Source organism: Paenibacillus sp. P36 (genome assembly GCF_045866505.1).
GTDB lineage: Bacteria > Bacillota > Bacilli > Paenibacillales > NBRC-103111 > Paenibacillus_E > Paenibacillus_E chondroitinus.
Map to the genome: position 1 here is coordinate 2,257,056 of NZ_AP038372.1, position 15,519 is coordinate 2,272,574.

13 protein-coding genes are annotated in these 15,519 nt (G+C 44.9%); 10 read left to right on the plus strand and 3 right to left on the minus strand.

The window, feature by feature from the left end; genetic code table 11:
- The first annotated feature begins 159 nt into the window (after positions 1–159).
- Genes ACKTT9_RS10365 through ACKTT9_RS10375 form a run of 3 tightly spaced genes read left to right on the plus strand, consistent with a single transcriptional unit; the run spans position 160 to position 3,445 of the window.
- Positions 160–1,545: an ammonium transporter gene (locus ACKTT9_RS10365; RefSeq protein WP_407871471.1), complete on the plus strand. Its 1,386-nt coding sequence runs from the start codon at positions 160–162 to the stop codon at positions 1,543–1,545.
- Positions 1,546–1,583: 38 nt separating this feature from the next.
- Complete coding sequence (locus ACKTT9_RS10370) at positions 1,584–2,666, plus strand: DUF294 nucleotidyltransferase-like domain-containing protein (protein WP_407871472.1); 1,083 nt, start codon at positions 1,584–1,586, stop codon at positions 2,664–2,666.
- A gap of 44 nt (positions 2,667–2,710) precedes the next feature.
- Entirely contained in the window at positions 2,711–3,445 is a 735-nt protein-coding gene (locus ACKTT9_RS10375; RefSeq protein WP_157322639.1) for an exonuclease domain-containing protein, read from the plus strand.
- Here ACKTT9_RS10375 and ACKTT9_RS10380 read toward each other — a convergent pair.
- Positions 3,439–3,864 (minus strand): M67 family metallopeptidase, encoded by a 426-nt coding sequence (locus tag ACKTT9_RS10380; protein WP_407871473.1) that lies wholly within the window; start codon positions 3,862–3,864, stop codon positions 3,439–3,441. The genes ACKTT9_RS10375 and ACKTT9_RS10380 overlap by 7 nt on opposite strands.
- Before the next feature lie 44 nt (positions 3,865–3,908).
- Positions 3,909–5,228 (minus strand): MFS transporter, encoded by a 1,320-nt coding sequence (locus ACKTT9_RS10385; RefSeq protein ID WP_407871474.1) that lies wholly within the window; start codon positions 5,226–5,228, stop codon positions 3,909–3,911.
- A gap of 133 nt (positions 5,229–5,361) precedes the next feature.
- Between ACKTT9_RS10385 and ACKTT9_RS10390 the strand changes: the two genes are divergently transcribed.
- The gene (locus ACKTT9_RS10390) at positions 5,362–5,895 is read left to right on the plus strand and encodes a TlpA family protein disulfide reductase (RefSeq protein ID WP_407871475.1); all 534 of its coding nucleotides are present in this window, start codon (positions 5,362–5,364) and stop codon (positions 5,893–5,895) included.
- Positions 5,896–5,956: 61 nt separating this feature from the next.
- Here the strand turns inward: ACKTT9_RS10390 and cimA are convergent, their stop codons facing one another.
- Positions 5,957–7,576: a citramalate synthase gene (cimA, locus tag ACKTT9_RS10395; RefSeq protein WP_407871476.1), complete on the minus strand. Its 1,620-nt coding sequence runs from the start codon at positions 7,574–7,576 to the stop codon at positions 5,957–5,959.
- 213 nt (positions 7,577–7,789) lie between these two features.
- On the opposite strand from cimA, the gene ACKTT9_RS10400 reads away from it, so the two are divergent.
- The 6 genes from ACKTT9_RS10400 to ACKTT9_RS10425 all read left to right on the plus strand — a co-directional run bounded on the left by ACKTT9_RS10400 (position 7,790) and on the right by ACKTT9_RS10425 (position 15,398).
- Positions 7,790–9,091 (plus strand): DNA polymerase IV, encoded by a 1,302-nt coding sequence (locus ACKTT9_RS10400; RefSeq protein WP_407871477.1) that lies wholly within the window; start codon positions 7,790–7,792, stop codon positions 9,089–9,091.
- Between the two features lie 7 nt (positions 9,092–9,098).
- Complete coding sequence (gene mobB / locus ACKTT9_RS10405) at positions 9,099–9,605, plus strand: molybdopterin-guanine dinucleotide biosynthesis protein B (RefSeq protein ID WP_407871478.1); 507 nt, start codon at positions 9,099–9,101, stop codon at positions 9,603–9,605.
- 66 nt (positions 9,606–9,671) lie between these two features.
- Positions 9,672–9,905, plus strand: coding sequence for a ferredoxin (locus ACKTT9_RS10410; RefSeq protein WP_127454548.1), 234 nt, complete (start codon positions 9,672–9,674; stop codon positions 9,903–9,905).
- Positions 9,906–10,069: 164 nt separating this feature from the next.
- A complete protein-coding gene (locus ACKTT9_RS10415) occupies positions 10,070–11,917 on the plus strand; it encodes a CHASE2 domain-containing protein (RefSeq protein ID WP_407871479.1) in 1,848 nt (615 codons plus the stop codon).
- A 32-nt stretch (positions 11,918–11,949) separates the two neighbouring features.
- Positions 11,950–13,755, plus strand: coding sequence for a FecR domain-containing protein (locus ACKTT9_RS10420; RefSeq protein ID WP_407871480.1), 1,806 nt, complete (start codon positions 11,950–11,952; stop codon positions 13,753–13,755).
- Positions 13,756–13,778: 23 nt separating this feature from the next.
- A complete protein-coding gene (locus ACKTT9_RS10425; RefSeq protein ID WP_407871481.1) occupies positions 13,779–15,398 on the plus strand; it encodes a stalk domain-containing protein in 1,620 nt (539 codons plus the stop codon).
- Positions 15,399–15,519: the final 121 nt, after the last annotated feature.

Below are 15,519 nucleotides of genomic sequence, written 5' to 3' on the forward strand. Positions count from 1 at the left end.
TAATGAAAACACGAATTATGCCTGTTCGATGTCAGGTTATTTTTCGTTTTTTTCATTTTTTTAGAGAAAATCCTATTGTCAAACCCATATAACCTGTATATAATGACATTAAGAGTTTCATTACATGTTATTTAATCTAACATTAAAGGAAGTGGTCGTATGATTAAGAAGTTGTTGTTAGCTTTTGGTGTCATGGCTCTGCTGTTCCCTACTCTCGCATTTGCTGCAGATGAAGCGACAGTTCCCCAATTGCAAAGTGCAATCGATGCCGTTTGGGTCATGTTAGCCGCAATTTTAGTTATCTTCATGCAAGCTGGTTTCGCCTTATTAGAAGCAGGGTCGACTAGAATGAAAAATGCCGGTCACGTAGCCGGTAAAACAATCTTAACCTTCGGACTATGTGCCATTGCATTCTGGGCTGTTGGTTTCGGTTTCGCCTTCGGTGATGGCAATGCCTTCTTCGGAACAACAGGGTTCTTCGTTACAGGCTTGGAAGATCAAGCTACAGCGGCATTCGGGTCGCTATCTGCATCTGATGTACCTATCGGCATCAAATTCTTATTCCAACTGGCTTTCGCAGGTGTATCCTTGGCGATTGCTTGGGGTGGATTCGCAGAAAGAGCGAAGCTTCCGGTTTACTTTATCTTCGGAATTTTGTTCACCGTTGTGATTTATCCAATCGTAGCTCACTGGGTATGGGGTGGCGGCTGGTTGAGTAAGCTTGGTATGCAAGATTTCGCGGGTTCAACGGTCGTTCACTTACAAGGTGCGACAGCAGCTCTGGTAGCTACGATCTTGTTAAAACCACGGATTGGCAAATATAATAAAGATAAAACGCCAAATCTGATTCCTGGTCATAACCAAGTGTTGTCTGTTCTCGGTGTTATCATTCTTTGGATCGGTTGGTTTGGATTCAACCCAGGTAGTACGCTAAGTGCAATGGGAGATGGATTCTTCGGTTACATCGCTTTGACAACGAACATGGCTGCTGCGGCAGGTGGTGTTGCTGCACTGATCATTTCCTGGATGTACTTTGGTAAAGCGGATATTCCTAGCATGTTGAACGGTGTTCTTGCAGCGCTTGTTGCAATTACAGCAGCATGTGCGTTCGTAGATACTTGGGCTGCGATTGTTATCGGTGCGGTAGCAGGTATTGTTACTTTCTTCACGGCGCAATGGTTTGAAAAAGCTGGGATCGACGATCCGATCTACGCTTTCTCTGTACATGGTATTGCTGGTATCTGGGGTACGCTTTCCACGGGTCTGTTCGCAACTCCTGAACTGTCTGCTAAAGTTGGTGTCGGTGGTGCGGGTTTATTCTACGGCGGCGGTTTGCACCAACTAGGTATTCAAGCGCTTGGCGTTTTCGGAGCATTGGCATTCGTACTTGTTTTATCCTTCATTATCTTAGGAATTCTTAAAGCTACAGTTGGTCTGCGTGTAACGGAAGAAGAAGAAATCATTGGTCTGGACTTGTCTGAACACGGTTCATACGGTTACCCAGAACAAATGAAAAAAGCAGCTCAAAACGGCGTGTCCGTTTAATATCACATAACTTTTTACTTGGGCAAAGGGGATGCAACATGAAACATCTCTCAATGGAACAGATCCTGGAGCGTATCTATCTATCGGAACAGTTCGATGAGATGCGAATAACCAGAGATCAGGTGCATGAGATGTTTCGGGAGCATCTCCTTTTCTCTCATACACCTGAATTAGGTCGAAAGGTGAACACGGTTCACGATGCTTTTATACAGAGAACGATTGAGCTTGCTGAACACATTTTAGAAGACGAAGGCTTTGGGAAACCGCCTGTGCCGTATGCTTTTATCCTGTACGGTAGCGGAGGGCGAAGTGAACAAACGCTTTGGAGCGATCAGGATAACGGGCTTGTATATGGGGAAAGCGACCAGCATCCAAAGGAAGAAGTAGAAGAATACTTCATTAAATTGGTTGATTGCATCTTGAAAGGTCTAGACGCGTTAGGATACCCACCGTGTGAAGGCAATGTTGTTTCTAGCAATATACAATGGCGTAAGTCGTTATCAGAGTATACCCAAATGATGCTGGAATGGCTGAGGGAACCGGAGTGGGAAAATATCCGTTACCTGCTCATCATGGCGGATATGCGGTGTATATACGGATCGCAAAATTTGGTCGATCAACTGAAGGATACGTTTTTAACCTATGTTCGGGAGAACTCGGGCATTCTGAATGATTTATTATCGAATACGCTCCACCACAAAATATCGTTAGGTGTCTTTGGCCAGTTGATTACGGAGAGGTACGGTGAAGATGCTGGTGGTTTTGATATCAAATATGGCGCTTATATTCCTATCGTGAATGGTATACGTCTACTCGCTATCCAAGCAGGCATTATGCACTCATCGACTTTGCAAAGGATAAAGTTACTAAAGGAAAGTAGTTTTATATCAGATCAATTAGCTGATGAGTGGTTAGAGGCATTCTGCGTAGCACTTAAACTCAGGGATTTAACACCATTCCAATTAGAAAATGAGATGTACACAACCCGCGGGAAGCTGGCCGCTGATCAATTAACCAAGGAAGTCAAACAGGAATTGAAACAATGTTTACGTGCCGGGATTGAACTGCAAAAGTATGTTAAAAGGTCGATTGTTTCACACATAGAGAGAGAAAAGGGTTAGATGGATCGGAATGCATTTTTCTTGTGTTGGAGAGGTGAGTTGGGATGAAAGATATGCGGCCTGGCGGACGTATGTGGCAGTTGTACAAAATGGGGGGGCTGACACCGGCTATAACCTCCATGTTTGATGTGCAAAGTGCCCAGCAGATGGCTTTTATTCGCTCGATGTTAAAAGAACAGCGGAAGGATTCCCTGTTTGAAATACCGCTGCACTCGATGGAAATTGTAGTTTTTGATTTGGAAACGACAGGATTTTCTCCTTATAATGGTGATGAAATTATTTCGTTCGGCGGCGTCTCCGTCATTGGTGGTGAAGTTCAGAGAGATCATACTTTCTATAGTATGGTAAATCCGAAACGTAAAATTCCAGAAGACATCATTGAATTGACAGGGATTACGAATGAAATGGTAGCGGATGCTCCTGAATTGATCGGCGTTTTGAGCGATTTTCTGGAATTTGTCCAGCAGCGAATTTTGGTAGCTCATGCAACCGGGCATGATAAAAACTTTCTGAATTCTGCGCTCTGGCGAACCTCTAAGGTCAGTTTATCTCATCGTGTATTGGATACGATGATGATTGCGAAGTGGCTGATGCCAAAAAGGAAAAATTTAAGCTTGGATTCTTTGCTTCATGCTTATGATATACCGGTTACTCAGCGTCATCATGCCCTGGAGGATTCCTTGATGACTGCAGAGCTGTGGTCCCGATTCATGGAGGAGATCAAAGCGAGGAATGTTGATACACTGGGTGATCTATACGCCCTCTTAAGCCATCATTGACCGATTACAAACGCGAGTTTGTGATAACCGGTCGATGAGGCTTTTTTTATTTGATAAACCACTAACTCAGGGTTATCTGGGTTCGTCAAAGAGAGGATCCAATGAGTAGGAATCGTATGCCAAAGGGTTTGCAGGTCCGCGGCAGAAGGAACCGCGGAGGCTGTTGGATGTGAGTGGAATAAGCCCATCACAGGATTTTGGTTATTTGTTAGATAGGGAATCATCTCCGCCGGGTCCAACTCGAAATGAATTCGAGGGTTGGTGGAGCAATTCCGCATGGGAACAAAAGAAGAGGCTAGAAGCTCTTCGTTTGGGCTCGTAGATTTGCCTATAATGAGGCCGCATGCTTCCTCCGGCATCATTTGTTGGCTGAAATGCAGCAGCTGATTGAAAAGTTCTTTTTTTAAATATACGACCATTGGCGCCTCCACCTTAAAATACGACTAAGATTGAGGCTAGTATATCATGCATTTCCTTTTAGTTCTTCATTCGGTTTGATACAGAAAAAGACGAGTGCTAACATCAGGAGAGCCATGGAAGCTACTGTTATGAACAAGGTTTTATGCGACATATTCATGAGCCATCCGAATAATGGTGGACCGAATGCCACGCCGATAAAACGAAGGCTGTTGTACAATGAAGTGATCATACCACGCTGATCACGTTCCACTGAACCGGTGATCATGGTGTTTAGACAGGGTAGGAGAAGTCCTGTGCCTATTCCGCTAAGCGATAGAAGTCCTATGAACACATACAGGTTCGTATTGAGAAAGATTGCTAATGTTAAGGACACTGTCATCAGAATCAGTCCGATATTCATTAACCATCGCATCAAGGTGCCATTTTGTTTGATTTTCGCGCCGGTCGTGTATGAGGTTATGACCATGCAAAGCAAGGGAACGGCCAGTACGAGCCCTTTGCGGACTCCCTCGATGCTGTAGGGCTTTTCCTCTAGGATTTGAGATAGATAAAAAAGAACGCCGAACAGAATGAATAAAGTGATCGACCCGGCAAAAAAGGCAGGGATAAGCCAACGTCCTTTTTCTCGCAGGATATCTCTGATTTGCTTTAAATACGTGCCGAGAGGTTCTGCTTTTTTCTCATTCGGAGGTTCTTTAATCATGAAAATAACTGCCAGCAAAGCTAATACACAAAAGATCGGAAACGCGAAAAAAGGGGCAAACCAGACGATTATGGCAAGTAATGAGCCTAATATCGGACTAACCACTTTGCCTGCTCCATTTGAGGCTTCTATGAGCCCTAGTGCTTTGCTTGCGTCTCCGCCTTTGTATAGATCGCCAACTAATGCCATGGCTATAGGGGCTGTACCAGCCGCTCCAAGGCCTTGTATGGCACGTGCGATGATAAGGGTGGGGTAAGAGTGCCAGACAGCCCCGAAGCCTGCCAGAACACCAGCTGCCCCGTAAACGATAAGCGATGGAATGATGACGGATTTCCGCGTAAAGCGATCTGACAAATAGCCGGATACCGGAATGATGACGCCTGCTGCAATCGAGAAAAGTGTAATGACAAGGGAGCTTTGGAAGCGGGAGATGCCCATCTTTTCCTGTAAATCAGGTAAAATAGGGACTAGCATGGAATTCCCTAAGACGAGAACCAAAGGAATTGTTGCTAACGCAATGTATTCCCATATGGAGCCTTTGCTTGACTTATCCTTGGACTTGCTGTTCGATTTGTTATTTGATGTGTTGTTTGAACCGTTGCTGGCATGGTCACTAAATCTGTTTTTGGTCCTGGTGTTGGATGTTGCAACTTTGTTCACTTTGATTATTCCTTTCAGAGCAATTGGTAGACTTACTTTTCCCGTAATTGGGGAAAGCATACTTTGTTGATTTGCCGATGTTGGAAATTAAGCTGAATTGGAGATAATATAGACAATGGAGGTGAACACATTTTTGAAGAAGAATGTATTTGTAATCGTATTGGTCGTCGTATTAGCCGGGATAGCTATTTATCAAAACGCCCAGCATAAAAATAAACAGACCCTAATGCCAACAGAACAAGCGCCTCAGGTGAATTTCCTTGCCCCTGCGTTTACCTTGACTGGGCTTGATGGAAAGGCGTACACGATTGGTGGTCCGCGCGAGAAGCCTTTGCTCGTTAATTTCTGGGCATCCTGGTGTGGTCCGTGTGAGGAAGAAGCGCCGGATCTAGTGAATGTATATAACAAATACGAAGGACAGTTTGACTTGTATGCGGTGAATGTGACGCCTGGGGATAAAATGGAGAATATCAAAAAGTTCGTGGAAACGTATAAATACCCTTTTCCAGTACTGTTGGACAAGCAGGGAACGAACGCGGATGCGTACCGGGTTGTTGCGATTCCAACGAGTTTTCTGATTGATAAAAATGGCGTCGTCCGCGAGGTTATTCACGTGCTTTCGCCAAAAGAACTGGATAAGAAGATCGCGAGTCTCATCAAGGGATGACAAAAAAAGCTGCAAGTTAGCCTTATAGGGCCAATTTGCAGCTTTTGTCTGTGTGTTAGTCTTAGTGATTGATCAAACCAAGTCGCTCGTTCTGCTCTTTGTTGGCCGGCTCAACACGTTGTCTGCTGATCAGCGCATAGCGCAAGCTGTCAACAAGCGCATACCAGCTGGCTTCGATGATGTTACTGGATACCCCTAGCGTGTTCCATGTCGTGTTAAAGTCTGTCGTTTCCATCAGGACGCGAACTTTACCGGCTGTTGCATCTTTCTCGTCAAGGACACGCACTTTATAATCGGATAGGTGGATGTTCTTGATATCCGGGTAATATTGGATAAGCGCTTTGCGTAAAGCGTTATCCAGGGCGTTGACGGGACCATTTCCTTCTGCCGCGGTGTAGATCGTTTCGCCATGTACCTTAACCTTGACGATGGCTTCCGATACGACGGATTGGTTCGCGGATTTCTCAACAAGCATTTTAAATGATTCTAAAGTGAAAATTTCTTCAAGTCCTTCAAATGCTTCACGCAGCAGCAGCTCAAGTGTCGCATCCGCTCCCTCGAACTGGTAGCCTTGATGTTCCAGATCTTTGATCTTCTCGATCACTTGTTTGGTTTTCTGAGGCTCTTTATCGAAGTCTAAGTTCAGCTCTTGCGCTTTGACAAGCACGTTGCTTTGGCCAGCAAGCTCTGAAACAAGGACGCGCTGTTTGTTGCCGACGAGCTCTGGTTTCGTGTGCTCATACGTGCTTGCATCTTTAAGGATGGCAGATACGTGAATACCGCCTTTGTGGGCGAATGCAGCGTTACCGACATAAGGCTGATTGATCGGCATATGCATGTTGGCAATTTCGCTGATATACCTGGAGACTTGTGTTAATGTTTTCAATTGTTCCTCAGTGATTACGTGGTATCCCAGCTTCAATTGAAGGTTAGGGATAATCGAGCTCAAGTTCGCGTTCCCACAGCGTTCGCCATAGCCGTTAATCGTACCTTGAACCTGTCCGGCACCGGCTTGAACGGCAGCGAGGCTGTTGGCTACTCCTAACTCGCAGTCGTTATGCGCATGAATGCCAACAGGCGTTGATACATGCTGCTTCACAGCGGTCACGATTGCGGTTACTTCTCCAGGGAGCGAACCTCCATTGGTATCACACAATACGATCCAGTCAGCACCGGCATCTTGGGCTTTTTTGATCGTTTGCAAAGCGTATTCAGGATTGTTTTTGTAACCGTCAAAGAAATGCTCTGCATCATAAATGACTTCTAATCCGGAGCTTTTCAAAAAAAGTACGGAGTCGTAGATCATGGCCAGGTTTTCTTCGAGTGTCGTTTGAATCGCTGTATGCACGTGGAAGTCCCAGGACTTCCCGAAGATGGTTGCTACCTGCGCACCTGATTCAACAAGTCTGTTCAGATTAATATCGTCTGAAGCAACGGAATCTTTGCGTCTTGTGCTTCCGAAGGCGGTAATCTTGACATTGGTGAACTTCATATCGCGGACACGCTCAAAGAATTCGATGTCTTTGCTGTTGCTGCCCGGCCATCCGCCTTCAATATAATGAACCCCAAGCTCATCGAGCTTTCGGGCAATTTTAATTTTATCCTCAACAGATAAGCTGATGCCTTCTCCTTGAGTTCCGTCTCGTAGGGTAGTGTCGAAGATTTTGACTGATGTTGGCATGGGTTCCTCCTTCAAAAGCTAGCAAAAATGACTTGGATACGTATGTGTAGGTTAATATGCTTGCTTTAAAGCGCTAATGTATAATTTACGATTATAACATAATATTACGGGTAAAGACATCATAACTCAAAAATGCGTTTGCTTGAACCCATATTTTTTTGTATGCTGAAAATGACTTTCATCTAGTTTTTTGAATATGGAAGGGGTTGTGAAATGACGACGGTCGAGCATCACTATCCCAAGCAAGGCAGAGTTATTTTGCATATCGATATGAATGCATTTTATTGTTCGGTCCATGAGGCTGTCGAGCCAGACATATATAGAGGGAAACCCATCGCAGTTGCCGGAAGTGTGGAGCTCCGCAGAGGGATCATTGTAACTTCCTCTTATGTGGCCCGATCGATGGGGATTAAGACAGGCATGCAGGTGGGACAGGCTTTGAAAATATGCCCTGATTTGATGCTTATCCGGCCTGATTTTGAATTATACCGCAGTTTTTCAAGACGTTTTATGCAAATCGCCTACAGCTATTCTCCCATGGTCGAATCGATGTCGATTGACGAGTGTTTTGTAGATATTACCGGATCCAAACAGTTCGGTACTCCGCTTGAAATTGCTGGGACAATTCAGCAAAGGATTATGAATGAGCTGCAGCTGCCCTGCTCCATTGGCGTTGCACCAAATAAATTATTAGCTAAAATGGGCTCGGATATGAAAAAACCGAATGGCATCTCTGTTCTGCGCCTACGGGACGTGCCAACTGTCTTATGGGACAAACCGTGCAACTATTTATATGGTATCGGCAAAAAGACGGCGGACAAGCTGACAAAGCTAGGCATCTTTACACTGGGTCAACTGGCTGAAGGCGACGAGCTGCTGCTAAGCAAGCATTTTGGCGTTTTGGGCCCACATCTAAAGCGTTCGGCGAATGGGATCGATAACTCGCCGGTTAACCCTGAGCAAGAGCAAAGCAAATCTATCGGCCATACGACAACACTGCCTCGGGATTATATAGACAGAAAAGAGATTCACCGCGTTTTCTTGAATCTTGCAGATCAGGTGGCAAGAAGGCTTCGGAAGCAGGAATTGATGACGTCCACCATCCAAATCACCATTCGTGATCCGGACATGAGGACGATTACGAGATCCGTTACATTGCCTACGCCGACGGAGCACATGGATGATATCTACAGAACTTCCTGCCAACTGTATGATCATCAATGGGAGGACGGCAACCCGGTCCGGTTGTTGGGGATTACTTTGCAAAATCTAACAAGCAAAGAAGAGACGTTCGTGCAGCTTGATTTATTTGATTACGAGAAGCAGCCAAAACGCGAAAATTTAAATAAAATCATGGATGGACTCCGAGATAAGTTTGGCGAGAACGCGATTCTGACCGCTGGTATGATGAGTGACGACCCTTCTGCTTTTATTAGAAATCATAAGTCAAGAGGAACTTCCTTGCAGATGGATCATTTGAAAAATAATCCGCTTCATAAGGAAGAGGAGAAGTGAGGGGATTATGGCACATTGTATCGGTTTTACCGGATATTCCGGCAGCGGCAAAACGACCTTGATTGCTAAACTAGTCATTGAAATGAAACGCCGCGGCAAGCAGATCGCTGTATTGAAACATGATGCACATGGACACTATAAGGAAGCATCCGGAGCAGATTCTACAATTTTTGCGCAATCCGGTGCGGAAGCTGTCGTAACAATCTCTACTGATTCTATTCATGTCTATGAGAAAAAATGCAAGCCTGACTTGCAAGAACAAATCAACGCTTATGCTCACATGGATTATGTTTTTGTTGAAGGATTTAAGCGGGAAAAGCATCCAAAGATCGCTGTCTTTCGTACAATAGAGCAGAGTGAAATTATTCAAGCTCTAGAACACGAGCCTATAGCGATTGCAACAGATATGGAGGCGCTGGATTCTCGGTTCTCAACCCTGCCAAAGCTTGATTTGAATGACATTGTTGCTCTCGCAGACTTTGTTGAAAGGTATTTTAAGGCAGAACAATTTTAAGGTTTGAACTTTGTCCTCATTTATATTATATTTTACAATGAGGATAAAATGAGGAGGAGTTAAACTATGGCAAAGTATACATTCGTTGATAAAGATACTTGTATTGCTTGTGGCGCTTGCGGAGCTACAGCACCAGACATCTATGATTACGATGATGAGGGCTTGGCAGAAGTAATTTTTGATGGAGATGGTAACAAAGGGGTAACTGAAATCCCAGAAGATCTGTTCGATGATCTACAGGATGCACAAGATGGCTGCCCAACTGATTCCATCAAAGTTGCGGATTCACCTTTTAACTAATCATAACCCAACTTGTGGCGTGTTCCACAATATGTCGAAAAAGCTCGGTTCCTGCAAAGGGATTGGGCTTTTTTTCTGCTACAATTTGTATTTTTTTGTAACAATTCATTGCCAATTGTTTCCCCCCATCTTACAATGAAGCTAGTATGCATGGGGAGGCTCTTATGGGTAAAAAGAAATGGATCAATACGTTGGCAGCGGGACTTGTGCTGATGCTGTTGTCGACATATTTCTACACGGTGAACTCGAGTGGGTTATTTTATTTTATTGAGGGTCCCCTTCAAGATGTGTTGCGGAAAGCCAAATCAGTGGAAGAACGCCAACCTGAGGATCGGATCAAAATTGTCAAGATTGATGAGAAATCGTTAAAAGCAATCGGGAAATTCCCGTGGGACCGAACAACCTACGCCCAATTGATAGAAAAGCTGGAACAATCCGGCGCAGCTGCAATCGGCATAGACGTGGTCTTAGCTGAACCTTCCAAAAACCCCGCAGACGACAAGGCATTGGCTGATGTTCTGGCCAAATATCATAATGTAATCCTGCCCGTTCAAATCAATTACCCCTCCAAACAACAGCAGGCAGGAGATCTTGTGCCTGAGAGAGTTGACTACCCAACGACAACCTTAACAACTAATAAGCAGCAGATGGCGCATATTAATGTGTTTGTCGATAAAGATGGAAAAGCACGAAAGCTTCCGGTTGGATTGCCGGATGAGAATGGGACTTTCATACCAGCTTTCAGCGTTGCCCTTGCCAATCTCGTACTTGACGACAATGAGAAGGTTAAGCGAGATGAGGCGACGGGAGAATGGAAGCGCGGCAGTGTCGTTTTGCCGACGAATGAAAGAAATCAGGTAACGACGGAGTTTTTCACACTGCCCAGGCAGAAGGTGGATGCTACTACCGGTTACGAGATGCTCTCATTTGTGGATGTTTTGAATAGCAAAAATCCTTTGCCTCTGCAAGGCAGCATTGTATTGGTTGGCCCTTTCGTGACGGCGATGCAGGACGAATATCCTACGCCGATCAGTTCTGTCAAAATGTTTGGAATCGAAATCCATGCCAATATGATCCAAACTTTGTTGGAAAGCAAATTTTATAAAGACGCAAGTACACCTGTAGGAATTGGTCTTATTCTACTTATTTCCGTACTAGCCATTTACTTATTTGAGAGATTTAAAGGGAAAACCGCACTATTTATTTTCATTGGCATGTTCGTGGTTTATGGAGGCGTGTGGTTAGCCTTTTATATTGCGGGTTCAACTTTTGCGCCACTCGTTTATCCGCAATTTGCGTTAGTCACTATATACATATGGTCATTGGTAAGTCATTACCTGGATGAGCGCAAAGAGCGTAATCGGGTAACAGGGATCTTCGGCAGATTTGTTTCAAAGTCGGTAGTAGACGAGCTGTTGCAATCTGGAGAAGATGTCAAGCTTGGTGGAAGCCGCAAGGATATATCTCTGATTTTCGTTGATATTCGCGGATTTACGCCAATGTCAGAACGGTTAGAGCCCGAACAAGTCATTCAAGTTTTGAACGAATATTTGGATGTATGTACGAAGGCGATTTTTAAATTCAATGGAACGCTTGATAAGTTCATAGGTGATGGTGTTATGGCGATGTTCGGCGCTCCTATTGAATATGACAATCACCCGGAAATGGCTGTTCGCGCAGCGATCGAAATGAAGTCGCAGGCGAATGTGCTTGAACAGAAGTTGATCGAGAAGTACGGGATCGGCGTGAAATTCGGACTGGGCATCAATAGCGGACCTGCTGTAGTCGGGAACATTGGCTCCGAAGACCTTCGTCTGGACTATACGGCGATCGGAGATACCGTGAATTTGTCAGCACGTCTGGAATCGAATGCAAAACCAGGGCAAATTCTCATTAGTGAGCAGACGTATGAGCGGGTCAAAGACCTTTTTGAAATTGCGTCTATCGGTGAAATCAAAGTTAAAGGGAAAGAAAAACCCGTAGCAGTATATGAAGTAATCGGGAATCTGTAAAGTTGGAAACTAGGGAGGAAGCTGGTGTGGGGATGTCCAAGAAATCATTTGTCTCATTATGTTTAAGCTTAAGTTTGATATTTAGTTTGATCTCCGTGCTGCTTGTTAAGCCTGTAGATGCCAAAACGGTTAGGGTTGCTGTTGTATCGGTCTTATCAGGAGAAGTAACGGTCAAAAAAGGCGGAGGCTCCAAAACATACGATGCTTATGAGAGCATGAGTTTAAATCAAGGGGATACCGTTTATACGGGGGCAAGCTCCTCTGTAACGCTTAATTTGAGCAACGGAGATGCAGATGTAACCTTGGGGGAAAATGCGGAAATCAATGTGTCCGACCTCAATACTTCGGATGGAAACAAGAAGTCCAAGCTCAAAGTATGGGCAGGTTCCTTGTGGGTCAAAGTGAAATCATTAGCCGGTTCCAATGATGAATTTGAAGTTGAAACACCGACTGCCGTCATGGGTGTCCGGGGAACGCAGTTCTTTGTGATGGTTGATCCGGTAACAGGTGCCATCAAAATGGCGGTTGGGGCAGGTAAAGTGTCTGCTTCTACGGTAACGACGGGCGAGGATTCGGAGCAGAAAACAGCTGTTACTTACTTGTATCCTACACAACAAATTTCACTTGATGGCCGAGATGAAACTGAGGATTTGGCATTGAAAGTGGATTTCCTCGATCTGGATGATTTCGTTAAGCAGGCATCGCCTGAAGTTATCAAAGAGTTCATTCTGAACAAAGCGGAAATCGATAAAGAAAATGAGGAATTCATCGCCAAAAAAGCAAAAGAGCTTGCCGAAGGCAATGTAACCGATGATGGGAATTTAGTCGTGAAGAGCACGGATGAGCTCGATAAAGTGAAACAAAATTTCGATAATTTAATCGGAAACATTGCGAAAAAAGCACTGGCTGAAAAGAAACTGGATCAATCTGCGATGGATAAAGTGATTGCAGAGGCCAATAAAAAGATTTCTGAGGAAAACAAGAAATTAGATTTAAGCAAAGTAAAGGATTTAGATAAAACAGCGGGTGTCGATGCTGAAAAAGAGAAACAAAAACAAGAGCTTCTGAAGAAGCTTGAAGCTGAGAAATTGAAAAAGAAGCTCGAACAGGAGAAAAAGCAAGCCGAGCTGAAGAAGCAGCTGGAGGCGCAGCTTAAACTGCTGGAAGAGCAGAAGAAAAAGCTGGAGGCAGCTACGAAAGCCGCCGAGGAAAAGGCTAAAGCAGATGCATTGGCGAAGTTGAAGGCGTCGGAAGCTGTTAAGCCACCAGTGACACCACCGACCGATGGAGGTTCGAATTCCGGAGGAAGTTCCGGTGGAAACACGAATCCAGGTAATCCTGATCCGGGAACACCTAATACGCCAGTGCCGGCTGTAAGTTTAACGGCGACATTAAATGAGACAGGTTCTAATCCGAATACATACAACTTGGATATTAATTTAAAAAATTTCGTTGAATCTAATGATATTTATGGCGTAGAGGTGCACCTGTTCTATGGTGAAGATACTTATTACAGTGATGACATGCCGGCTGTAAATGGAACGATTTTTGGGCGGGAAAACAGTACCAATTATGTCGAACATATCGAAGAATATGAGGGCAGCGGTCAAAAAGAACTGGTTTACACGGTCACGGGTTATGGGGATGCAGGCAATATCAAGGTTACTGATCTTCAAAAGCTAGTGACAATTCCTTTGCAAGGTTATGGGCATCAAGAAATTAGTGTTGGGAAAATCGTCATTGTACGGAAAAATGGCACGTCCGTTCAAACCATCCCCATTGTGGAATCTAGTATTCAACCGGTAACTTTAGATTTAGATCTCCATACGGGTGTTTAATCGAATTATTAAAGGAGAAACCTATGAAACCCTTAAAATATATCCTTGTTTCCACGTTTGCGGCAGCGACTTTACTTGGAGGTTCGTCCGCGTGGGCGGCGGGTTTGTCTGCAGATGCGCTGCGTTCAAGTAATGGCCAAATTCTAGCAGATGTTACGACGTTCGCCGGAATTGGGGATTTTGAAGATGTGAACGGCGATGCCTTAAGTGCCGCATTTCGAGCGCCGGGCAGTGTTCTTCAACTGCCTGACGGCAGCATTCTGATTGCAGATACCCGCAATCATCTTATTCGTAAGGTTTCGGGAGGCAAAGTTACGACGTTCGCAGGACCAGAGGTTGTTGTTACGACGAACAGCCAAGGATTTCCAACGGGAGGACTCCTTGATGGTAAAGCCTCTGAAGCATTTTTTAATGCACCGTCAGGCTTGGCCGTTGACGGCAAGGGGAATGTGTATGTAGCCGACTCTGCGAATAACGCGGTTCGTAAAGTGGACACGAACGGACAAGTTACCACGCTTGCGGGAAATGGTGTTCCGGGTAAGAAGGATGGCAAAGGAGCGGACGCGAGTTTCTACCATCCGAGTGATGTTGCGGTAACGGCTGATGGGATTGTGTACGTAGCGGATTCGCTGAATCATGTGATTCGTAAAATTTCTACAGACGGCACGGTCTCAACACTGAATGCAGCTTCTACTCGTGCAATTCTGGTTCGTCCCGGAGAGGCGTCATTTGCCGGTGAGTACCAAGACGGTAATTTAACTGAAGCTAAGTTCAACGAGCCTTCCGGTCTTGCTCTGGACAGCAAAGGAAATCTGTATGTGAGCGACACGGGTAATCAACGCGTACGTTATATTGATTTGCAAGCTGGTACTGTGAAGACGGTAGCTGGATCTACGGCACTATTAAGCAATAATACGATATATGAAAAAAATGAGCTGTATGCAGGCGGTGACTACGCCGATGGCGAAGCGTTGAAAGCTAAGTTTGATTTTCCGAAAGGACTCTCCGTGACTTCGGAAGGCGGAGTTTTGATAGCGGACAGCTTAAATCATGCAATTCGTTATTTATTGGACGGTAAGGTGACAACGATATCCGGCACGGTGCAAACAGGTGAGACGGATGGGGTTGAGCGGGCGGCTGAATTTTATAATCCGAGTGATGTCATTGTCACGGCTCAAGGAAATATGATCGTTGCAGATGCTTCGAACAATAAAATCCGTAAAATAACGCCGTATCATTTACCGGATAATTTAGCCAGCCAAGGAATTAATGTCGTACATGGCGATAAAATGATTGTTTTCGATGCTCAGCCTGAGCTTCAGGATGGACGGACGATGGTTCCGGTTCGAGCAATCAGTGAAACATTTGGTTTCGAAGTTAAGTATGCAGAACAAGCGGGCAAAAAGATTGTACAGCTGAATAAAGGAACCACGACGGTGGAGTTAACCATTGGTGAAACCGGTGTTGTGCTTAAACAAGCAGGACAAGCGGATGTGAAGCAATCTACGGATGTGTCGCCTTATGTGAAGCAAGACAGGACGTATGTGCCGATTCGTTTCTTCGCGGAACAAATCGGTTTGGATGTGCAGTGGGATGAAGCGACGCATACAGCGATTTTACGCACGAAATCATTTGTGAAATAAGAACTAAGCGAGCCTGGCGAGGGGAACCTTGTTGGGCTTGTTTTAATTTAAGCTTCAACTCCAAGCTTCATCTGCCGATAAATTTGAGAGAGTTAATCTCGAAGTTCGTGCGGGGAGGTGT